General features: G+C 63.8%; 13 protein-coding genes. 8 read left to right on the top strand and 5 right to left on the bottom strand.

All coding sequences use genetic code 11. The annotated features are described in order from the left end of the window. Nucleotide 1: 1 nt before the first annotated feature. Both waaF and glnE read right to left on the bottom strand, forming a co-directional pair. On the bottom strand, nt 2-1,036 hold the full coding sequence (gene waaF / locus U873_RS0122665) for a lipopolysaccharide heptosyltransferase II (RefSeq protein WP_025130415.1): 1,035 nt from the start codon (nt 1,034-1,036) through the stop codon (nt 2-4). Between the two features lie 133 nt (nt 1,037-1,169). Next, entirely contained in the window at nt 1,170-4,109 is a 2,940-nt protein-coding gene (glnE, locus tag U873_RS0122660) for a bifunctional [glutamate--ammonia ligase]-adenylyl-L-tyrosine phosphorylase/[glutamate--ammonia-ligase] adenylyltransferase (RefSeq protein ID WP_025130414.1), read from the bottom strand. A gap of 383 nt (nt 4,110-4,492) precedes the next feature. On the opposite strand from glnE, the gene aceE reads away from it, so the two are divergent. The 4 genes from aceE to msrA all read left to right on the top strand — a co-directional run bounded on the left by aceE (nt 4,493) and on the right by msrA (nt 12,834). Beyond that, nucleotides 4,493-7,138: a pyruvate dehydrogenase (acetyl-transferring), homodimeric type gene (aceE, locus tag U873_RS0122655; RefSeq protein WP_025130413.1), complete on the top strand. Its 2,646-nt coding sequence runs from the start codon at nt 4,493-4,495 to the stop codon at nt 7,136-7,138. Between the two features lie 11 nt (nt 7,139-7,149). Continuing rightward, complete coding sequence (gene aceF, locus U873_RS0122650) at nt 7,150-9,105, top strand: dihydrolipoyllysine-residue acetyltransferase (RefSeq protein WP_025130412.1); 1,956 nt, start codon at nt 7,150-7,152, stop codon at nt 9,103-9,105. A gap of 311 nt (nt 9,106-9,416) precedes the next feature. Then, nucleotides 9,417-12,110 carry a GGDEF and EAL domain-containing protein gene (locus U873_RS0122645; RefSeq protein WP_025130411.1) on the top strand — a complete coding sequence of 898 codons (2,694 nt, stop codon included), beginning with the start codon at nt 9,417-9,419 and terminating at the stop codon, nt 12,108-12,110. Nucleotides 12,111-12,183: 73 nt separating this feature from the next. After that, entirely contained in the window at nt 12,184-12,834 is a 651-nt protein-coding gene (gene msrA / locus U873_RS0122640; protein ID WP_025130410.1) for a peptide-methionine (S)-S-oxide reductase MsrA, read from the top strand. Between the two features lie 77 nt (nt 12,835-12,911). Here the strand turns inward: msrA and U873_RS0122635 are convergent, their stop codons facing one another. The 3 genes from U873_RS0122635 to eutH form a co-directional block, all read right to left on the bottom strand. Further along, a complete protein-coding gene (locus U873_RS0122635; protein ID WP_025130409.1) occupies nt 12,912-13,748 on the bottom strand; it encodes a 23S rRNA (adenine(2030)-N(6))-methyltransferase RlmJ in 837 nt (278 codons plus the stop codon). Between the two features lie 103 nt (nt 13,749-13,851). Beyond that, on the bottom strand, nt 13,852-14,208 hold the full coding sequence (locus U873_RS0122630) for a DUF1937 family protein (RefSeq protein WP_025130408.1): 357 nt from the start codon (nt 14,206-14,208) through the stop codon (nt 13,852-13,854). Between the two features lie 36 nt (nt 14,209-14,244). After that, nucleotides 14,245-15,480 (bottom strand): ethanolamine utilization protein EutH, encoded by a 1,236-nt coding sequence (gene eutH, locus U873_RS0122625; RefSeq protein WP_025130407.1) that lies wholly within the window; start codon nt 15,478-15,480, stop codon nt 14,245-14,247. A 379-nt stretch (nt 15,481-15,859) separates the two neighbouring features. Between eutH and U873_RS0122620 the strand changes: the two genes are divergently transcribed. The 4 genes from U873_RS0122620 (at nt 15,860) to U873_RS0122605 (ending at nt 20,881) form a co-directional block, all read left to right on the top strand. Beyond that, nucleotides 15,860-16,624 (top strand): DeoR/GlpR family DNA-binding transcription regulator, encoded by a 765-nt coding sequence (locus U873_RS0122620; protein WP_025130406.1) that lies wholly within the window; start codon nt 15,860-15,862, stop codon nt 16,622-16,624. A gap of 176 nt (nt 16,625-16,800) precedes the next feature. Then, complete coding sequence (locus U873_RS0122615; RefSeq protein WP_025130405.1) at nt 16,801-18,207, top strand: NAD(P)/FAD-dependent oxidoreductase; 1,407 nt, start codon at nt 16,801-16,803, stop codon at nt 18,205-18,207. After that, a complete protein-coding gene (locus U873_RS0122610) occupies nt 18,194-19,429 on the top strand; it encodes an NAD(P)/FAD-dependent oxidoreductase (RefSeq protein WP_025130404.1) in 1,236 nt (411 codons plus the stop codon). Before U873_RS0122615 ends, U873_RS0122610 begins: the two co-directional genes overlap by 14 nt. A gap of 27 nt (nt 19,430-19,456) precedes the next feature. After that, nucleotides 19,457-20,881, top strand: coding sequence for a glycerol kinase (locus U873_RS0122605; protein WP_025130403.1), 1,425 nt, complete (start codon nt 19,457-19,459; stop codon nt 20,879-20,881). Nucleotides 20,882-21,105 lie beyond the last annotated feature (224 nt).

Here is a 21,105-nt window from a genome sequence, read left to right as displayed (position 1 = left end):
CTTATTGAACCTCGACCACAGAGCCCTGCAACCGTTGCAGGGCTTCGTTCACCGGCTGTGGCAGGAGCTGGCGCAGGCAGTTGTAGTGACCGAAGCGACAGGTACGGTCGAAACACGGGCTGCACTCGATCCCCAGGCGCACCACTTCGACCTGGTCAGCCAGGGGCGGAGTGAAGCCCGGCGAGGTGGAGCCGTACACCGCCACCAGCGGGCGATTCAGCGCCGCGGCCACGTGCATCAGCCCGGAATCGTTGGACACCACCGAATCGGCGCAGGACAGCAGGTCGATGGCCTCGGCCAGGGATGTCTCGCCACTGAGGTTGCTCGACTCCTCGCGCAACCCGGGGATCAGCCGCCCGCGAATCTCTTCGCCGACGCCATGATCGTTCTTCGAACCAAACAGCCAGACTTGCCAGCCTTCACGGATCTTCGCTTCGGCAACCTGGGCGTAGTGCTCGGACGGCCAGCGCTTGGCTTCACCGAACTCGGCTCCCGGGCACAGCGCCAGCACCGGCCGGTCCAGGCTCAGGCCGAATTTGGCCAGGGCCGCATCACGGCTTTGCGGATCGATCTGCAGGCTCGGGCGAGGGTAAGGCTGGGGCAGCTCGGCGCCCGGCTCATAGGCCAGGGCCATGAAACGCTCGATCATCAGTGGATAGCGTTCTTTGTCCAGCTTGCGCACGTCGTTGAGCAGGCCGTAGCGGAACTCGCCGCGCCAGCCGGTGCGCTTGGCAATGCCGGCAAAAAACGGCACCAGCGCCGACTTCAGCGAGTTGGGCAGCAGGATCGCCTGATCGTACTGACCGACCAGGGATTTGCCGATGCGCCGACGGGTCGCCAGTTCCAGGGCGCCGTGACCGAGGGGAAAACTCAAGGCCTGGCGTACCTGGGGCATGCGCTCAAGGATCGGCCGGCTCCACTCGGGGGCCAGCACGTCGATCTCGCATTGCGGATGGCGCTGTTTCAGGCACTCGAAGAGTGTCTGCGCCATCACCATGTCACCGACCCAACTGGGCCCAACGATCAGAATATTCATGTGGTTTCCATAAACGAACCGGGGAGGCATACGCCTCCCCGCCTCGAGAATCCAGCACCGCGGCCTTCACCGTCGGTTCGGTTGGGGCGAGCTTCGCGGCTCGCCGAATACATTTGCGGCCGCATTATGCCGATTAGCTTAGCCCCAGCTCACGCCAAATCCGTAACACTTCCCGTCGTTCGGTCACAAATTGATCACCGGCAATGATTCCGGCCTCATTCTGCAACGCCTGTCGGTGAGCCGCGGAGCGGTAGGCCTTGTAGACCTCGCGCAGCAGGCTGGCATCGCTCGCCGGCATCAGCCCGACGTGCTCCAGACCTTCCAGGATGCGGATGTTATCGGTGTAGCGCAGCAATGACGGGTGCTCTTCGGACCACGCCAGGGCCGCGTATTGCACCATAAATTCGATATCGACGATACCTCCGGCGTCCTGCTTGAGGTCGAACGGCGCCGTGGCCTCGAAGGCATTGGCCGCGGTTCCGGCGGCGGTCAGGCGGCTGCCCAGGTTGTCACGCATCTTGGCCCGCATCTCGCTGACTTCCTGGCGCAGCTTGGGCAGGTCGCGGCTTTTCCCCAGCACCGCAGCCCGGACCTTTTCAAAGGCCTGGCCCACATCCTGGCTGCCCACCAGCACCCGGGCCCGCACCAGCGCCTGGTGTTCCCAGGTCCAGGCTTCGTTCTCTTGGTAGCGAGCAAAGGCCCCCAGGGAACTCACCAACAGGCCCGAGGCACCGGACGGCCGCAGGCGCATGTCCACTTCGTACAGCTGGCCGGAGTTGGTCTGGGTGGTCAGCAGATGGATGATGCGCTGCCCGAGCCGAGTGAAGAACTGCGCACCGTCGATGGGTTTGGGGCCGTCGGTTTCCGCCTGGGGATCACCATCGTGGATGAACACCAGGTCCAGGTCGGAACCGTGTCCGAGCTCGATTCCCCCCACCTTGCCGTAGCCGACAATGATGAACCCCGGGTCACACAGGGTGCCATCGGTACGCAGAGGCGCGCCGTACTTGGCCACCGTCTGGCGCCAGGCCAGGGCCAGTACCTGCTCCAGGATCGCCTCGGCGAGCCAGGTCAGGTAGTCGCTGACCTTCATCAACGGCAGGCTGCCGGCAATCTCCGAGGCGGCCACCCGCAAGCGGTGGGCCAGCTTGAAGTGGCGCAGAGCCTCCATCTGCTGTTCCAGGTCATCCTCGGGAATGCGCGTCAGGCGCTCGCGCAACTCGGCCGCCAGCTCCGGGGCCTGCGGCGGCTTGAACAAACGCCCCTCGTTGAGCAACTCGTCCAGCAGCAAGGGAAAGCGGGTGATCTGCTCGGCGATCCATGGGCTGGCGGCGCACAGGGTCAGCAAGCGCCGCAGGGCACCAGGGTTTTCCGTCAGCAGCACCAGGTAAGCCGAGCGCCGCGCCACGGCTTCCACCAGCGGCAGAACCCGCTCCAGCACCAGGTCCGGATTGGCATGTTCCACCGCCTGGGCCAGCAAACGCGGAATGAAGGCGTCCAGGCGCTCACGTCCCAAGCGCTGCATCGCCCGCAATTGCGGGCTGCCGCGCAGTCCGGCGAGGGCCCGTAGGGCTTTGGGCGCGTCGATGAAACCACCCTCCTGCAGTTGGCGACAGGCCGCCTCTTCGTCCTGGGCCTCCTCCCACAGCGGCAGCCATTCGCCGCCCACCACCACCTCGCTTTCCGCGCCTTCGTCCTCATCCGGGTCGGCAATGACCTGGCGGAAGTGCCACTCCACCCGGCCGCGCCAGTACATCAGTTGTTCATGGAAGGCGTTCCAGTCGGCAAAGCCCAGCATGAAGGCGATCCGCGCCTGATCCTGGGGGTTGTCCGGAAGCATTTGGGTCTGGCGATCGGCAATCGCCTGGATCGCATGCTCGGTGTAACGCAGGAACTCGTAGCCGTCCCTCAATTCATCAATCACCGCCGCCGGCAAGTAACCCTGCCCCTCCAGGGTGCCAAGCACCTTTAATAGAGGACGCTGCTGCAGGCTCAGATCACGGCCGCCATGGATCAGCTGGAAAGCCTGGGCGATGAACTCGACTTCGCGAATGCCTCCCGAGCCCAGCTTGATGTTGTCGGCCATGCCCTTGCGCCGGACTTCCTGCTGGATCAGCTGCTTCATGGTGCGCAGCGCCTCGATCGCGGAGAAGTCCAGGTAGCGCCGATAGACGAAGGGCCGCAGCATATCCAGCAACTGCGCCCCGGCGACCTGGTCCCCGGCCACCACCCGCGCCTTGATCATCGCGTAGCGTTCCCAGTCGCGACCCTGATCCTGGTAGTACTGTTCCAGGGCATTGAAGCTCAGCACCAGGGCGCCGGCGGAACCATAGGGCCGCAGGCGCATGTCGACACGAAACACAAAGCCATCGACGGTCATCGGATCCAGGGCCTTGATCAGACGCTGCCCCAGGCGGATGAAGAACTCCTGGTTATCCAGGGGCCGCTTGACCCCCACGGTCTCGCCGCCCTCGGGGTAGGCGAAGATCAGGTCGATGTCCGAAGACAGGTTGAGCTCCACCGCCCCCAACTTGCCCATGCCGAGGATGACCATCTGCTGCGGCTCGCCGCTGCGGCCACCGGTGGGAATGCCGAACTGCTGGCTGTGACGCAGGTACAGCCATTGATAGGCCTGATCGATACAGGCATCGGCCAGGTCGGAAAGGTCGCGGCAGGTCTGCACCAGGTCCGCCTGGCGGGTCAGGTCGCGCCAGATGATCCGCACCTGCTGCCGGGTACGCTGGCGGCGCAGCACGCGCCCCAGTTGATCTTCGGTCTCGGCGGCCTGCACCGCGGCGGCAATCTGCCCGCACAGCTCACCAGGGGCGAAACGGCGATCCAACTCTCCGGAACGTACCAGCTCCAGCAACATCAAAGGGTCACGCAGCGTCTGTTCAATGAAAAAGTCGCTGGCGGCCGCCACCCGGGCAAACTCGGCCCAGCGCTCGACGCTCCAGTCCGCTACGCCGGGGTCACCCTCGAGGGCCTCGACGGCGCTGCGAAACGACTGCTCGCCACGGCTGACCAGTGGCAGGAGAATCGCGGGGACTGGGGCAAGCGCGGGCAGGCTCATGGGCTATCCTTGATCGGCGTGGAAAACGCGGGCGGGAACGGATGTCGAGGGCAGGCGGCGTGATGGACTGTCGAACAAAAGTTAGAAATAGCTGAAAATAGGTTTTTTTTAGCAGCTGGCATTAATTTATTACCTATTCCCGTTAGTCATCGACCAACAGTAACGATTATTCTCACAACGCAGCTGGAGGCCACAAGCCGCTCTTCTGTAGTTTTACTACTCGTATATACATTCGAAAGGCTGAAATGGCCGACGATTTGTAGTAAAACTACACGCCGCCGGATCAACCTCCGGCAATCCAAGAATTTATAATCGTCTGCCCACAAGGCCAGTCGCAAACTCAGGCAACCGATTCTGGAAGCCTTTCCGCCCTGGAGCAAGCCATGCAAGACCTCGATCCCGTCGAAACCCAGGAATGGCTGGACGCCCTGGAATCGGTTCTCGATAAAGAAGGCGAAGACCGTGCTCACTATCTGATGACCCGTATGGGCGAACTCGCGACCCGCAGCGGCTCGCAACTGCCCTACGCCATCACCACGCCGTACCGCAACACGATTCCCGTCACCCACGAAGCACGCATGCCTGGCGACCTGTTCATGGAACGCCGCATTCGCTCGTTGGTTCGCTGGAACGCGATGGCCATGGTTATGCGCACGAACCTGAAAGATTCTGACCTGGGCGGTCACATCTCCAGCTTCGCCTCCAGCGCAACCCTGTATGACATTGGCTTCAACTACTTCTTCCAGGCCCCGACCGACGAACACGGCGGCGACCTGATCTACTTCCAGGGCCACACCTCGCCAGGCGTCTATGCCCGTGCGTTCATGGAAGGCCGCATCACCGAAGAGCAGATGAACAACTTCCGCCAGGAAGTCGACGGTCAGGGCCTGTCGTCCTACCCGCACCCTTGGCTGATGCCTGACTTCTGGCAGTTCCCGACCGTATCCATGGGTCTGGGCCCGATCCAGGCGATCTACCAGGCACGCTTCATGAAGTACCTGGAAGCCCGTGGCTTCATCCCGGAAGGCAAGCAGAAAGTCTGGTGCTTCCTGGGCGACGGCGAGTGCGACGAACCGGAATCCCTGGGCGCAATCTCCCTGGCCGGCCGCGAGAAGCTGGACAACCTGATCTTCGTCATCAACTGCAACCTGCAGCGCCTCGACGGCCCGGTTCGCGGCAACGGCAAGATCATCCAGGAACTCGAAGGCGTGTTCCGTGGTGCCCAGTGGAACGTCACCAAAGTCATCTGGGGCCGTTTCTGGGACCCACTGCTGGCCAAGGACGTCGACGGCATCCTGCAGCGCCGCATGGACGAAGTCATCGACGGCGAGTACCAGAACTACAAGGCCAAGGACGGCGCGTTCGTCCGCGAGCACTTCTTCAACACCCCTGAACTCAAGGCGATGGTTGCCGATCTGTCCGACGACGAGATCTGGAAACTCAACCGTGGCGGCCACGACCCGTACAAGGTCTATGCGGCCTACCACGAAGCGGTCAACCACAAAGAGCAGCCAACCGTCATCCTGGCCAAGACCATCAAGGGTTATGGCACCGGCGCCGGCGAAGCGAAGAACACTGCGCACAACACCAAGAAAGTCGATGTCGACAGCCTGAAGTTGTTCCGTGACCGCTTCGACATTCCGGTCAAGGACGAAGAACTGGAAAACCTGCCGTTCTTCAAGCCGGAGCCGAACAGCGCCGAAGCCCGCTACCTCAGCGAGCGCCGCACTGCCCTGGGCGGTTTCGTGCCACAACGCCGCGCTCAAAGCTTCGGCATTCCGACCCCACCCCTCGATACCCTCAAGGCTATCCTGGACGGCTCGGGCGACCGTGAAATCTCCACCACCATGGCCTTCGTGCGGATCCTTGCACAACTGGTCAAGGACAAGGACATCGGCCCGCGCATCGTGCCGATCATCCCGGACGAAGCCCGTACCTTCGGTATGGAAGGCATGTTCCGCCAGCTGGGCATCTACTCGTCCGTCGGCCAGCTCTACGAGCCAGTCGATAAAGACCAGGTGATGTTCTACAAGGAAGACAAGAAGGGCCAGATCCTCGAAGAAGGCATCAACGAAGCGGGCGCCATGAGCTCCTTCATCGCTGCCGGCACTTCGTACTCCAGCCACAACCAGCCGATGCTGCCGTTCTACATCTTCTACTCGATGTTCGGCTTCCAGCGTATCGGCGACCTGGCCTGGGCTGCCGGCGACAGCCGCACCCGTGGTTTCCTGATCGGCGGTACTGCCGGCCGTACCACCCTCAACGGTGAAGGCCTGCAGCACGAAGACGGTCACAGCCACATCCTGGCGGCCACCATTCCGAACTGCCGCACCTTTGATCCGACCTATGGCTATGAGCTGGCGGTGATCATCCAGGACGGCATGAAGAAGATGACCGAAGAGCAGCAGGACGTCTTCTACTACATCACCGTGATGAACGAGTCGTACCAGCAGCCAGCCATGCCGGCCGGTGCCGAAGAAGGCATCGTCAAGGGCATGTACCTGCTCGAGGAAGACACCAAGGAAGCCGCGCACCACGTGCAGCTGATGGGCTCCGGCACCATCCTGCGTGAAGTCCGTGAAGCAGCGAAGATCCTGCGTGAAGAGTTCAACGTCGGCGCTGACGTATGGAGCGTGACCAGCTTCAACGAATTGCGTCGCGACGGCCTGGCCGTAGAACGCAGCAACCGCCTGCACCCTGGCCAGAAACCGAAGCTGAGCTATGTCGAGGAATGCCTGAGCGGCCGTAAAGGTCCGGTCATCGCCTCCACCGACTACATGAAGCTGTTTGCCGAACAGATCCGCCAGTGGGTCCCGTCCAAGGAATTCAAGGTCCTGGGCACCGACGGTTTCGGCCGCAGCGACAGCCGCAAGAAACTGCGTCACTTCTTCGAAGTCGATCGTCATTTCGTGGTGTTGGCAGCCCTGGAAGCCTTGGCTGACCGTGGTGACATCGAACCTAAGGTCGTGGCTGAAGCCATCACGAAGTTCGGTATCAACCCGGAAAAACGCAACCCACTGGACTGCTGAGGAGACTTTTTGTGAGCGAACTCATTCGCGTACCTGACATCGGCAGCGGTGAAGGTGAAGTAATTGAACTGTTTGTGAAGGTCGGCGACCGTGTCGAAGCCGACCAGAGCATCCTGACGCTGGAGTCGGACAAGGCCAGCATGGAAATCCCTGCGCCGAAGGCCGGTGTGGTCAAGAGCCTGAAAGTGAAGCTGGGCGATCGCCTGAAAGAAGGCGACGAACTGCTGGAACTGGAAGTCGAGGGCGCCGCAGCTGCGGCCCCTGCGCCTGCCGCCGCTCCTGCCGCCAAGGCTGAAAAAGCCGCTGCCGCGCCGGCTCCGGCCGCTGCGCCAGCAGCCCCTGCTGCCGCTTCGGTGCAGCAGGTGCACGTGCCGGACATCGGTTCGTCGGGCAAGGCCCAGATCATCGAGCTTCAGGTCAAGGTCGGCGATACCGTCGAGGCTGATCAATCCTTGATCACCCTGGAATCCGACAAGGCCAGCATGGAAATCCCGTCGCCTGCCGCTGGCGTGGTCAAGGCCATCAACGTCAAGCTCAACGACGAAGTCGGCACCGGCGATCTGATCCTGGACCTGGAAGTGGCCGGGGCTGCAGCTCCTGCTGCCGCGCCAGCCCAGGCTGCGGCTCCAGCCGCTGCCGCTGCGCCTGCTCCGGCCGCAGCCCCGGCAGCGCCTGTGGCCGACAGCGTCCAGGACATCCACGTTCCGGACATCGGCTCGGCCGGCAAGGCCAAGATCATCGAAGTACTGGTCAAGGCCGGCGACAGCGTTGAAGCCGACCAGTCGCTGATCACCCTCGAATCCGACAAGGCCAGCATGGAAATTCCATCGCCCGCCGCCGGTATCGTGGAAAGCGTACTGATCAAGCTGGACGACGAAGTCGGTACTGGCGACCTGATCCTCAAGCTGAAAGTCAAAGGCGCGGCGCCTGCTGCTGCCCCGGCGGCCCCTGCTGCCAGCGCTCCGGCACCCGCCGCCGCTCCAGCCGCTGCTCCGGCCGCTGCTGCACCTGCTGCAGCCCCGGCTGCCGCGCCTGCCAAGCCGGGCGCGAAAGTGCACGCGGGCCCAGCCGTGCGTCAGCTGGCTCGCGAGTTCGGCGTCGAGCTGAACGCGGTGAGCCCGAGCGGTCCCCACGGTCGCATCCTGAAAGAAGACGTGCAGGCTTACGTCAAGGCAATGATGCAGAAGGCCAAGGAAGCACCAGCCGCTGCTGCTGGCGCAACCGGTGGCGCGGGCATCCCGCCGATTCCGGCCGTCGACTTCAGCCGCTTCGGCGAAATCGAAGAAGTGCCGATGACCCGCCTGATGCAAATCGGCGCGTCGAGCCTGCACCGCAGCTGGCTGAACATCCCGCACGTGACTCAGTTCGACTCGGCTGATATCACCGAGCTGGAAGCGTTCCGTGTTGCGCAGAAAGCCGTTGCAGAGAAGGCCGGCGTCAAGCTGACCATCCTGCCGCTGCTGCTCAAGTCGTGCGCGCACTTGCTCAAGGAACTGCCGGACTTCAACAGTTCGCTGGCGCCCAGCGGCAAAGCGATCATCCGCAAGAAGTACGTGAACATCGGCTTCGCCGTCGACACCCCGGATGGCCTGCTGGTACCGGTGATCAAGAACGTCGACCAGAAGAGCCTGTTGCAACTGGCAGCCGAAGCCGCTGCGCTGGCCGCCAAGGCCCGCGACAAGAAGCTTACCGCTGACGACATGCAAGGCGCCTGCTTCACCATTTCCAGCCTCGGCCACATTGGCGGCACCGGCTTCACGCCGATCGTCAACGCGCCGGAAGTGGCGATCCTCGGTGTTTCCAAGGCCACCATCCAGCCCGTCTGGGACGGCAAGGCCTTCCAGCCGAAGCTGATGCTGCCCCTGTCGCTGTCCTACGATCACCGCGTGATCAATGGCGCGGCCGCCGCACGCTTCACCAAGCGCCTGAGCGACCTGCTGGCAGACATCCGCACCATCCTGCTGTAACCCGCGAGCCGGCCCTCCCGTCATGGGCGGGCCGGTTGCGCACCCTTTCCGAGCGCCACGCTCGTACCTCAACCCCGTCAATTTGGCGGGGCTTTTTTTGCCAGAAAAACGCCGCCAATTGCCCGCCGGTCGCCGAGCCAAAAGCACTGAAAAGTTACTTTTCAGAAATCCTTCGGCCTGCCGATACAGGTTTATAGCACTTAGCCTTCATCTTACTTGTCAGTCGATGCGCCATGATGCAACCTTGCCGCAGGCAACAGTAAAGAGGGCGTGAGCCCGGCGCGATCAGCAATTTCGAAGCGAGTTTCCCCATGAAAAGCCAACCCGATGCCGCCAGCCGTATGGCGGCCGAGGTAGTGACGCAGTTGCCCGTGCCCTCGCGGCTCGGCATGTTGCGTTTCGAGCGGCTGAATGAAGCGAGCTGGGCGCTGCTGTTTCTCGATCCCAATTGCGAACGCCAGTTCGGCCTGCCCGCCGTCGAACTCTGCGCCCTGGTCGGCTCTCCCTATGCCAGCCTGATGGAGCCCGAGGCGCGCTATCAGTTGCATGACGCCATCCAGGAGCAACTGAGCCACAACCCCCATTACCTGATCCGCTATACCCTGCATACCGGCCAGGGCCCCTTGAGCATCCTCGAGCTGGGCGAGGCCTACAAACAGCACAACCGGCACCTGCTGCGCGGTTATCTGCTGGTGGTCGAAGGGCTGTTCAGCAACGCCTCGCCCCTGCCGACCCTGGACCTCGAGACTCAGAACACCCGCCTGCAGATCGCCCTGGAGCTCAACCAGCGGGCGCAGCAGGAACAACTGCAGCACCTGGAGCGGGTACGTGCGCAGCAGGACCTGATCCTGCTCCTGACCCGCCAGCGCTACAGCAGCGGCAACTCCCTGAAGGAGGCCGCCGAACTGATCACTCGCTGCGCCTGCGACATCTACCAGATCGATTGCGCGAGCATCTGGAACCTGGAAGAGCAGCAACTGGTGCCGATTGCCGCCTACCATCGCGGCACCCAGGAATACCAAATGCCGGAGCCCATCGACGCCAGCAACTTTCCCGACTACCTGGAAGCCCTGCACAGTTGCCGTGCCATCGACGCCCAGAACGCCATGCGCGACCCGCGCACCCGGGAAATGGCCGAGAGCCTGCGCCCGCGGGATGTGAACGCCATGCTCGACGCCAGCATCCGCATCGACGGCCAGGTGGTCGGCGTGCTGTGCCTGGAACAGACCGGCATGACTCGGGCCTGGCAGTCCGACGAGATCGCCTTCGCCGGCGAGTTGGCCGACCAGTTCGCCCAAGTCATCAACAACCACAACCGACGGGCCGCCACCAGCGCCCTGCACCTGTTCCAGCGCGCCGTGGAACAGAGCGCCAACGCCTTTCTGCTGGTCAATTGCGACGGCGTGGTGGAATACGTCAATCCAAGCTTTACCGCCATCACCCAGTACAGCACTGAAGAGGTCCACGGCCACCGGCTATCCGAGCTGCCGGCCCTGGAGAACCTCAGCGAGCTGCTGTTCGACGCCCCCTCCAGCCTGGCCAAGAGCAACAGCTGGCAGGGCGAGTTCAAGAGCCGGCGCAAGAACCTCGAGCCCTACTGGGGCCAGCTGTCGATCTCCAAGGTGTATGGCGACAATCGCGAGCTGACCCACTACATCGGCATCTACGAAGACATCACCCAGACCAAGCTCGCCCAGCAGCGCATCGAGCGCCTGGCCTACACCGACAACCTGACCAACCTGGGCAATCGCCCGGCGTTCATCCGCAATCTCGACGAGCGCTTTGCCCGAGACAGCGATACCCCGATCAGCCTGTTGCTGGTGGACATCGACAACTTCAAGCGGATCAACGACAGCCTCGGCCATCAGACCGGCGACAAACTGCTGATCAGCCTGGCCCGACGCCTGCGCAACAGCCTGAGCCCCAGCGGCAGCCTGGCGCGTTTCGCCAGCAACGAGTTCGCCGTGTTGCTGGACAACACCGACCTGGAAACCGGCCAGCAGATCGCCAGCCAATTGCTGATGACCCTGGACAAGCCGATGTTCGTCGACAACCAGCTGATCAGCGTCACGGGGTCCGTGGGCCTGGCCAGCGCGCCGCTGCATGGCCGCGACCCGCAGACCCTGATGCGCAACGCTGGCCTGGCGCTGCACAAGGCCAAGGCCAACGGCAAGCATCAGGTGCAGGTGTTCACCGAAGCCCTGAACGCCGAGGCCAGCTACAAGCTGTTCGTCGAGAACAACCTGCGCCGCGCCCTGACCCAGAACGAGCTGGATGTGTTCTATCAGCCCAAGCTGTGCCTGCGCAGCGGTCGCCTGCTGGGCATGGAGGCGCTGCTGCGCTGGAACCACCCGGAAAAAGGCATGATCCGCCCCGACCAGTTCATCAGCGTGGCGGAAGAAACCGGCCTGATCATCCCCATCGGCAAATGGATCGCCCGCCAGGCCTGCCGCATGAGCAAGCAACTGACGGCTGCCGGCATGGGCAATCTGCACGTGGCGATCAACCTATCGCCCAAACAGTTTTCCGACCCGGACCTGGTGGCCTCCATTGCCAGCATCCTCAAGGAAGAGCAGCTGCCCTCTTCACTGCTGGAACTTGAGTTGACAGAGGGCTTGCTGCTGGAAGCCACCGACGACACCCACCAGCAGCTCGAACAGCTGAAAAAACTCGGCCTGACCCTGGCCATGGACGATTTCGGTACCGGCTACTCGTCCCTGAGCTACCTGAAAAAATTCCCCATCGACATCATCAAGATCGATCGCAGCTTCATCCACGAGATCCCCGACAACCAGGACGACATGGAAATCACCTCCGCGGTGATCGCCATGGCCCACAACCTGAAGATCAAGGTGGTGGCCGAAGGCATCGAGACCGCCGAGCAACTGGCCTTCCTGCGCCGCCATCGCTGCGACGTCGGCCAGGGTTACCTGTTCGACCGGCCGATTCCCGGCTCCGAGCTGATTGCCAAGCTCAAGCGTTATCCTCGTGGTCCAATTGCCTGACAGCGCTGTAACACTCGGGCAAACTGCGTGTCTGATTAATTACTCGATCCCACCCTGACTGAGAGGACTGATCATGGTTCTACGCTCGGAAATTCTGGTGAACAAAAACGTGCTACCGACCAAAGAACAAGCTCTGCCTGGCCGCGAAACCCCGATGACTCTGCCTGAAAAGCACTTTGTCTTCGAAGACACCCCGCTGCTTGGCCCGTTCTTCCAGGACGTCGACTTCGCGATCTTCGGCCTGGGCTGTTTCTGGGGCGCCGAACGCCGTTTCTGGCAGCGCGAGGGCGTGGTCAGCACCGTTGTCGGTTACGCCGGCGGCTTCACCCCGAATCCGACCTATGAAGAGGTCTGCTCGGGCTTAACCGGCCACACCGAAGTGGTGCTCGTGGTGTATGACAAGGCCAAGGTCAGCTACAAAGAACTGCTGGCAATGTTCTGGGAGCTGCACAACCCGACCCAGGGCATGCGCCAGGGCAATGATATCGGCACCCAGTACCGCTCGGTGATCTACACCACCAATCCGACCCAGCTGGAGCAGGCGCTGCACAGCAAGGAGGTGTTCCAGGCCGAACTGACCAAGGCTGGCCTAGGCACCATCACCACTGAAATCGAAGAAGCCCCGACCGTGTACTTCGCCGAGGCGTACCACCAGCAGTACCTGGCGAAGAACCCAGAGGGCTACTGCGGCATCGGCGGCACTGGCGTCACCTGCCCTATCTGACGCCGCTACAAGCGGCAAGCCTCAAGCTGCAAGTGGTCGGCTGAGGCTTGAGGCTTGAGGTTTATAGCTTGTGGCTGCTACTCCGCGATCAGCCAGTCCATTTGCCAGCCGCCCTGGGTCTGGCCGAGCTTCTTCGACAGCCAGGGCAGCAGCTCGCGCAGTTCTTCTTCAAGCCCCCAAGGCGGGTTGGCGATCGCCAGGCCCGAACCGTTGAGACTGTTGGGGGTGTCCAGGGGATGCACCAGCAATTCCACCCGCAGCAATTTCGGTGCGCCGGTGCCGGCCAGGTCCTGGTAGAAACGCCGCAGCGCGCGCTGGTCCTTGACCGGGTACCAGATGGCCGCCACGGTCTGGCGCATGCGGCCGATGGCTTCTTTCAACGACGCGGCGCAACGCTGCATCTCATCGAGCTGTTCGAAAGGCGGGTCGATCAGCATCACTGCACGCTTCTCCGCCACCGGCAGCAGGGCCCGTGCCAGGTGCCAGCCTTCGCCCAGGTGCACCGCCACTCGACGATCACCCTTCATGTTGTCCTTGAGCAGCACGCCGTCTTCCGGGTGTTTCTCGTTGAGCAGCACCCGGTCCTGGGAACGGGTCAGGCGCCGCGCCAGCTCCGGTGAGCCCGGGTAGTAACGCAACTCGCCATCGGGGTTCATCTTGTGCACCACCGCCATGTAGTCGGCGGTGAGTGCCGGCAGATCCTCGTCACCCCACAGCCGTGCGATGCCTTCCAGGTACTCGCCGGTGCGCGTGGCCTGGTCGCCCTTGAGGTCATACAGACCAATGCCGGCATGGCTGTCGAGGTAGGCGAACGGCTGTTCCTTGCGCGACATCAGGGCGATGAGGCGGGTCAGGGTCAGGTGTTTGAAGACGTCGGCGTGATTGCCGGCGTGGAAGGCGTGACGATAGTTCATGGTTGCTCCTGCGCAGGGGGGCAAGTTTACCCTGTGCGCAGGCTGTCGTCAGTTCAGAGCGGGGCCGCACCCGGCGCAGGCGACGACGGGCACGGCCAGGGCTTCAGGCAAACTCGTGGCGGACTTGCGACCACAGGCTGACCCGCCGCCCGGACGTTTCGAACACCTCGATCTCGCGCTTGATCCCGCCGCTGTCCTTCCAGCCCGGCAGGTCGAGCACGATCAGCTCCTCCATCATCGCCATGTACAAGGCATCCACCGGCGCCCAGAGCTTGCCGATGGCGGCATTGTCCTTGCCCGCCAGGCACAGGTTGATCGGGTGGGACATGCTCACCTGGCTGAACACCGCATGGCCGGCTTCCAGTATCTGCGCCGCGACCTGGTTGCATTGGAGAAAACGTTCGTTGATGACGGCCGGCTCGGAATGGCTGTAGGGGCAGGCCAGGAAAATCTTGCGCATCGTTACCTCGACTTCAGGGATAGGTGACGCGGGCCGTCAGGCCCGCGCAGGTTGCAGGGCAAAGGCCGCGGCCTGCTCCTGCTCTTGCTGCTCATAGCGCTGGGCGGCCGGCACCGAGATGCGGATGGCGATCGCCACCGCCAGCAAGCCGCCGAACAGCTTGCCGAGCAGAATCGGCAGGATCAGGCTCGGCTGGAAATTCGCGGTGAACGCCAGGTGGTCGCCGATCAGTGCCTGGGCGCAGACCCCCAGGGCCACGCACAGCACCTTGTCGCGGGCGGTCATGTGCTTGAACAGGTGGAAGGTGGCAATGATGTTGGCAAACACCATGATGAACCCCGCGGCACCGGTGCTCGACAGGTTCAGATGGCGCCCCAGCAGCGCCATGGGCTTCTTGCAGTAGCGCTGGAACAGGTAGCAGATGGGGAAGGTGCCGGCGAGCATGATGCCGATGTAGCCGGCGATCTCGATGGCCCGGAACAGCTCCTTTTCATCGGCGAACATCGGGTCGAAGCCCCAGCCGCCGAAGGTGATGCTGAAGAACTTGGTGAAGTGCTCGACGATGCTCAGGGCCAGGATCAGCTTGATCGCCGCATCCATGATCTTGCCGAACACCAGAAAGCCCCTGACCATCATCTGCGGCCGGTAGCGCAGCCCCGCCGCCAGCAGGAAGCAGAACACGAACAGCGGCGCCAGCAGCTTGAGCATGTCGACGAAGCCCAGGGACAGGTAGTACAGCGCCTCGGAGTTGGTGGAAACGATATCCCGCACCGGCAGATTAGTGGCGGTGATGATCAGCAGCGACATCAGCACCGCGAACGGAATGCTGATCAGCCCGGCCATGGCGCCCAGGGCCAGGTACTTGTGGTCCTTGCGCTCGAGCATGGTCAGGCCCACGGGGATCAGGTAGACGATGGTCGCCCCCGAGGTGTAGCCCACCAGCATCGCGGTGATCCACAGGTCGCGGTTGGCGGTCAGGGCATTGGCCAACTGGTAGCCGCCCATGTCCACGGCGATGATCGACAGCGCGGCGATGGAGACGTCCGAGCCCAGGGCGTTGAAGAACGGCCCCAGGGCGTGGGAAATACCCTGGGACAGGTAGGGAATCGCCACCATGATCCCGGCCTGGGCCAGGAACACCGGGCCGATGGAGTGGATGCCGTTGACGAACTCCTTACCCAGGCCACTCTCGGGCTTGATGATGGATGACAGGGCGCCGAGCACCGCGCCGAGCATGATCAGGTAAATGACGTAGTTTCCAAATTCAGCCATGTGGGTTCATCTCTCTGAGCGTCATTTATAAGTTCCCCCGCCGGGGACGTTCTTGTTGAGGCCAGCCCGGCCACCCCTGCGCACAGGCAAGTGATGGATCCGGTAACGAAATACAGGGCATTTCCTGTGCCACAATGTGTATTAGTTGTGGTTATTACCGAAAAACAACTCAGTAACGGTCAATAAAATCTTGAGTTCTTTCAATGATATCCGCTAGCAATGGCTTGGATGGTGACCGCGACCCATTGTTAAATGGGCAACTAAATGCTTAACTTTTCCAGAGAACTTGACCGAATCCGCATCCTGTTGCGCCAAAGGTGTGCGTAAGTAACAGAAACTGCCCATTTGTGTGGCGAAGTACCACTGACGGAAAACCACCATGCGCCCCAACGAACGCCGACAGCACATTCTCGAACTCCTGCGCCAGCGCGAACGGATCTCCGTGGAGGAGCTGGCTCGCATCACCGCCACCTCCCAGGAAACCATCCGCCGCGACCTCAGCGAACTGGCGGAAAGCGGCCTGGTCACCAAGTTTCACGGGGGCGCCGCACTGCCTCCCACTGGCGAACACGAGAACACCTTCCAGACCCGGATGAACGAGCATGCCCAGGAGAAACGCGCGATTGCCCGCTATGCCGCCGGGCTGTTCTGCGCCGGCGACAGCATCTTCATCGACACCGGCACCACCACCCTGTTCTTCGCCCGGGAGCTGGCGCAGCACACGCGCCTGACGGTGATCACCAACTCCCTGCCAATCGCTGGCTGCATTGGCGAATCAGGCAATCGGGTGTTCATGATTGGCGGCGAATACCGCCCCGACTCGACCCAGAACGTCGGCACCCTGGCCCTGGAGCAGATCACCCGGTTCAACGCTGAACATGCCGTGATCACCATCGGCGCACTGAATGAAGACGGCGCCATGGACTTCTCCATCGAAGAAGCCGAGATCGCCCGCGGGATGATTGCCCAGGCCCGCCAGCTGACAGTGATCGCCGACTCGTCGAAGCTGGAGCGCCGCGGCCTGTTCAAGGTATTCCCGCTGGAGCGCATCGACCGCCTGGTGATCGATCGCCAGCCCGGCCCGCAACTGCAGGCCGCGCTGGAAAAGGCCAAGGTCGAAGTGCACGTGGTCAACCCCGCCTGAAGCGCCGCCTGGGCAAGGCTGGCCGGCAGCGGGTAGCGCACAGGCCGGGGCCCTTAAAACCACAATAAATGACCGACTAGTGACCGAATAACAAATTAAATCAACAAATATGGCCCATATTATGCTTTGCTTGTCGCACCGATCCTTGGGTGCTACCGCAGGAAACAGGCATTTATATGACCGAGCTTTATCCGAACAATGTGACTTTCGATGTGGCCGTCGTCGGTGGCGGTGTTGTCGGTTGCGCCATGGCCCGACGCTTTGCCCTGGAGGGGGCACGGGTGGTGTTGCTTGAAAAAGGCAGCGACATCCTCTCGGGCGCGAGCAAGGCCAACAGCGCCATTCTGCACACCGGTTTCGATGCCCCCAGCGGCAGCCTGGAACTGCAGTGCATGCAGGCCGGGTACCAGGAGTACCTGGAGATCCACGGCGCGATGAACCTGCCGCTGCTCAAGAGCGGGGCCCTGGTGGTGGCCTGGAACGCCGAGGACCAGGCCAAGCTTCCCGGCATCCTCGCCCAGGCCCAGGCCAATGGGGTCGATAACGCGCGCCTGCTGGAACCCGGCGAGCTCCTGGCCCTGGAACCGCAGCTGGCCAACCATGCCGTCGGCGCGGTGCTGGTGCCGGATGAACACCTGATCGATCCCTGGTCCGCGCCCCTGGGCTATCTGCAACAGGCCATGGCCCATGGCACCCGGGTGCACCGGCAATGCGAGGTGCAGCAAGGCCAGTTCGACGGCGATTGCTGGACCCTGCACACCAGCCTCGGCTCCCTGCGCGCAGCCCAGGTGGTCAACTGCGCCGGGCTGTTCGGCGACACCCTGGAGCACAACCTGCTGGGCCACAGCGGGTTCCGGATCATGCCGCGCAAGGGCCAGTTCGTGGTCTTCGACAAGGCCGCGGCCCAGTTGCTGCAGCGCATCGTCCTGCCAGTGCCCAACGAGCGGACCAAGGGCATCGTCCTGACCCGCACCGTGTACGGCAATCTGCTGGTGGGCCCGACTGCCGAAGAACAGGAGGACCGGATCCACGCCGGCCTCGACCAGGCGACCCTGCAAAGCCTGATCGACGCCGCCGTGGAACGGATTCCAGCGCTTGCCGGCATCCCCGTGACCGCCACCTACGCCGGGTTGCGCCCCGCCAGCGAAAAGAAGGAATACCGGATCTCGGCCGACCACTCCCGGCACTGGATCACCGTCGGCGGTATCCGCTCCACCGGGCTCACCGCCGCCCTGGGCATTGCCCGGCATGTCTACTCACTCTATAGCCAGCGCTGCCAGCACTACCCGGTGCGCGAGCCGGTCTGGCCGCAGTTGCCCAACCTGGCCGAACACCTGCCCCGTGACTGGCAGCAGCCCGGCTATGGCGAAATCGTCTGCCACTGCGAGCTGGTTACCCGGCGCGAGATCGAAGCAGCCCTGAACGGCCCCCTGGCCCCCGGCGACCTGGGCGGCCTCAAGCGCCGCACCCGGGCCTGCATGGGGCGCTGCCAGGGTTTCTACTGCTCGGCCCAGGTCGCCGAACTCAGCGCCAGTCGCCTGGCCATCCCCCTTGCCACAGGTCGTTGCCATGAACAGCACTGAAACTTTGCGCCAGGCCGAAGCGGCCATCATCGGCAGCGGCCCGGCGGGACTCGCCGCGGCCATCGAGCTACGGCGCCAGGGCGTAGGCCCGGTCATCGTCATCGAGCGTGAGAACGAAGCCGGCGGCATCCCCCGGCATTGCGCTCACCCGCCCTTCGGCATGCGCGAGTACCAGCGCATTCTCAGCGGGCCGGCCTATGCCCGGCGCAACGTCGCGGCCGCCCTGAAGGCGGGGGTGGTGATCCTGCTGCGCCATAGCGTGGTCAGCCTCGAACCCGGTGGCCTGCTGCGCCTGGCCAGCCCCGAGGGGCCGCTGACGATCCAGGCACAGCAGGTGCTGATCGCCACCGGTGCCCGGGAAACCCCGCGCTCGGCACGCCTGCTGTCCGGTGACCGGCCGGTGGGGGTGATCAACACCGGCGCCCTGCAGAACTTCCTCTATGTACAGCGCCTCAAGCCCTTCGAACGGCCACTGATCATCGGCACCGAACTGGTCAGCCTGTCCGCCGTGCTCAGTTGCCGGCGCGCCGGTATCCGCCCGGTGGCCGTGCTGGAGGCCAATAGCCGTGCCACCGCCCGCTGGCCGCTGTCGCTGTTCCCACGGTTGCTGGGCATTCCCCTGCACCTGGGCGCGCAACTGCTGGCGATCAACGGCACCGGCCGCGTGGAGTCGGCCACCGTGCGCATGGCCGACGGCGAGGTTCGCGAGATGCCCTGTGACGGTGTTCTGCTCACCGGCCAGTTCACCCCGGAGTCGAGCCTGGTGCGCCTGAGCCACCTGCAACTGGACAGCGGCAGTGGCGGGCCCAGGATCGATCAGTTCGGCCGCTGTTCGGACCCGGCCTACTTTGCCGCCGGCAACCTGTTGCGGCCCATCGAGACCGCCGGCTGGTCCTACCGTGAGGGGCGGCGCATCGGCGCCCTGATGGCCCTGGCCCTGCGTGGCCAACTGCCTGATGCCCATGACGCCCTGAGCCTGAAATACGCCGCGCCGATCAAGCTCGGTGTGCCGGCGCAACTGGTGCGCGGCGAACTCCCCGGCCTGGCGCACCTGCAACTGCGGGTCAGCCGGGCGGTCAGCGGCACGCTGCGGGTCAGCGCCCAGGGCAAGGAGCTCTGGAGCCGGCCGGTGTCCGCCCTGCCTGAGCGCCGCCTGCTGATCCCCCTCAAGGAGTTGCAGTTGCCGGCGCACATCGACCAACTGGACATTTGCATCGACTAGGCCCGTCCCACAACAAGAGAGAAGACCATGCGAATAGCCGCACTTGACCAGGGCACCACCAGCACCCGCGTGCTGGTGGTGGACATGCAGGGCCGAGCCGATATCCAACTGTCGCTGCGTCACCAGCAGCACCACCCGCGCCCCGGCTGGGTCGAGCACGACCCGCTGGAATTGCTGGCCAACCTGCAACGCTGCCTGGAAGCCACCGGCCGGGTCGATGCCATCGGCCTGGCCAACCAGGGTGAAAGCTGCCTGGCCTGGGACGCCATCAGTGGCGCACCGCTGTCACCGGTGATCGTCTGGCAGGACAACCGCAGCGCCGCCCGCATCGAGGAGTTGCGCGCCAACGGCGCCGAGGCCTTGACCCTGGAACGGGCCGGCCTGCCCCTGGACGCCTACTTTTCTGCCAGCAAGCTGGCCTGGATCCTGGAGCACCTGCCCGCCGCAAAGGCCGCCCTGGATACCGGACGCCTGCGCCTGGGCACCACCGATGCGTACTTTCTCGACCGCCTGGCGGGGGTCTACGCCACCGACATCACCACCGCCTCGCGCACCTCGCTGATGAACCTCGCCACCGGCCAGTGGGACCCCGAACTCTGTGAGCTGTTCGGCGTTCCCTTGCAGGCACTGCCCGAGATCCGTGCCACGGTCGGCGACTTCGGGCGCATCGGCCAGACCCCGATCAACGCCTCGGTGGTGGACCAGCAGGCCTCGCTCTACGGCCACGGCTGCCGCCGCCCCGGTGACGCCAAGATCACCTTCGGCACCGGCGCCTTCGCCCTGACCGTCACCGGCGAGCAGATCATCCGCGCCCCGGAAAAAGGCCTGCTGGCGACCATCGCCTGGCAGGCCGACGGCCAACCGGTGTACGCCATGGACGGTGGCGTGTACGACGCCAGCGCGGCAGTGGAATGGGCCGGGCGCCTGGGCCTGTTCAGCGACTTCTCGGAACTGGCGAGCTTCGACCAGCCCCCGGCGATCTCCCGCGACCTGGCCTTTGTGCCTGCGCTCTCCGGGCTCGCCTGCCCCCACTGGGACCGCAGCGCCGGCGCGGTATGGATCGGCATGAACGCCGCCACCAGCCGCCTGGACCTGTGCCAGGCGGTACTGGAAGGCGTGGCCCTGCGCAGCGCCGAAGTGATCAGCGCCATGGACGAGCACTTGAGCGTCACCGACCAGTTGTCGATCGACGGCGGCCTGGCCCGCAGCCCGTATTTCGCCCAGTTCCTGGCCGACATCCTGCAGCGCACCATCGTCACCCAGCGCTTCGACGAACTCACCGCCCTGGGGTGCGCCGGCCTTGCCGCCCGCGGCCTGGGCCTGGAGCTGCCGGCCCTGGACAACACCCGTACCGACTATCGGCCACGCATCGACCCGGCCACCGCCGCTGCCTGGCGCCAGACCTTCAGCGGCGCGGTCAGCCGCTCCCAGGGCTGGTCGCAACCGCGCTGAAAACACCCCAGGGCCAAGGATGGCCCTGGCGTTCCCGCGGCCGGCTGCCCCTTGCCGATCCGCCACGCCTGTTGGACACTGGCGCGCCTGCCTGCGGCCAAGCAGCAGGTACATCAAGCGGTTGCTGGCGACTCAGACACACGGGACCACTGACTGCTGCGCGGGCGCCCACCCTGCCTGCTGCACTCATTAATGGATTAACCAGGGTCCGTTACCGCTTGGTG

The sequence above is a fragment of the Pseudomonas sp. PH1b genome (genome assembly GCF_000633395.1).
In the GTDB taxonomy this organism is placed as follows: domain Bacteria; phylum Pseudomonadota; class Gammaproteobacteria; order Pseudomonadales; family Pseudomonadaceae; genus Aquipseudomonas.
This window is presented reverse-complemented; position numbering and strand designations above follow the sequence as displayed.

What these genes read in the sequence shown, in the direction of transcription:
- U873_RS0122610 (WP_025130404.1), top strand. Translation starts at nt 18,194, where the DNA reads ATGAACAGCACTGAAACTTTGCGCCAGGCCGAAGCGGCCATCATCGGC.
- U873_RS0122605 (WP_025130403.1), top strand. Translation starts at nt 19,457, where the DNA reads ATGCGAATAGCCGCACTTGACCAGGGCACCACCAGCACCCGCGTGCTG.
- U873_RS0122630 (WP_025130408.1), bottom strand. Translation starts at nt 14,208, where the DNA reads ATGCGCAAGATTTTCCTGGCCTGCCCCTACAGCCATTCCGAGCCGGCC.
- eutH (WP_025130407.1), bottom strand. Translation starts at nt 15,480, where the DNA reads ATGGCTGAATTTGGAAACTACGTCATTTACCTGATCATGCTCGGCGCG.
- U873_RS0122645 (WP_025130411.1), top strand. Translation starts at nt 9,417, where the DNA reads ATGAAAAGCCAACCCGATGCCGCCAGCCGTATGGCGGCCGAGGTAGTG.
- U873_RS0122615 (WP_025130405.1), top strand. Translation starts at nt 16,801, where the DNA reads ATGACCGAGCTTTATCCGAACAATGTGACTTTCGATGTGGCCGTCGTC.
- U873_RS0122635 (WP_025130409.1), bottom strand. Translation starts at nt 13,748, where the DNA reads ATGAACTATCGTCACGCCTTCCACGCCGGCAATCACGCCGACGTCTTC.
- aceE (WP_025130413.1), top strand. Translation starts at nt 4,493, where the DNA reads ATGCAAGACCTCGATCCCGTCGAAACCCAGGAATGGCTGGACGCCCTG.
- waaF (WP_025130415.1), bottom strand. Translation starts at nt 1,036, where the DNA reads ATGAATATTCTGATCGTTGGGCCCAGTTGGGTCGGTGACATGGTGATG.
- U873_RS0122620 (WP_025130406.1), top strand. Translation starts at nt 15,860, where the DNA reads ATGCGCCCCAACGAACGCCGACAGCACATTCTCGAACTCCTGCGCCAG.
- msrA (WP_025130410.1), top strand. Translation starts at nt 12,184, where the DNA reads ATGGTTCTACGCTCGGAAATTCTGGTGAACAAAAACGTGCTACCGACC.
- glnE (WP_025130414.1), bottom strand. Translation starts at nt 4,109, where the DNA reads ATGAGCCTGCCCGCGCTTGCCCCAGTCCCCGCGATTCTCCTGCCACTG.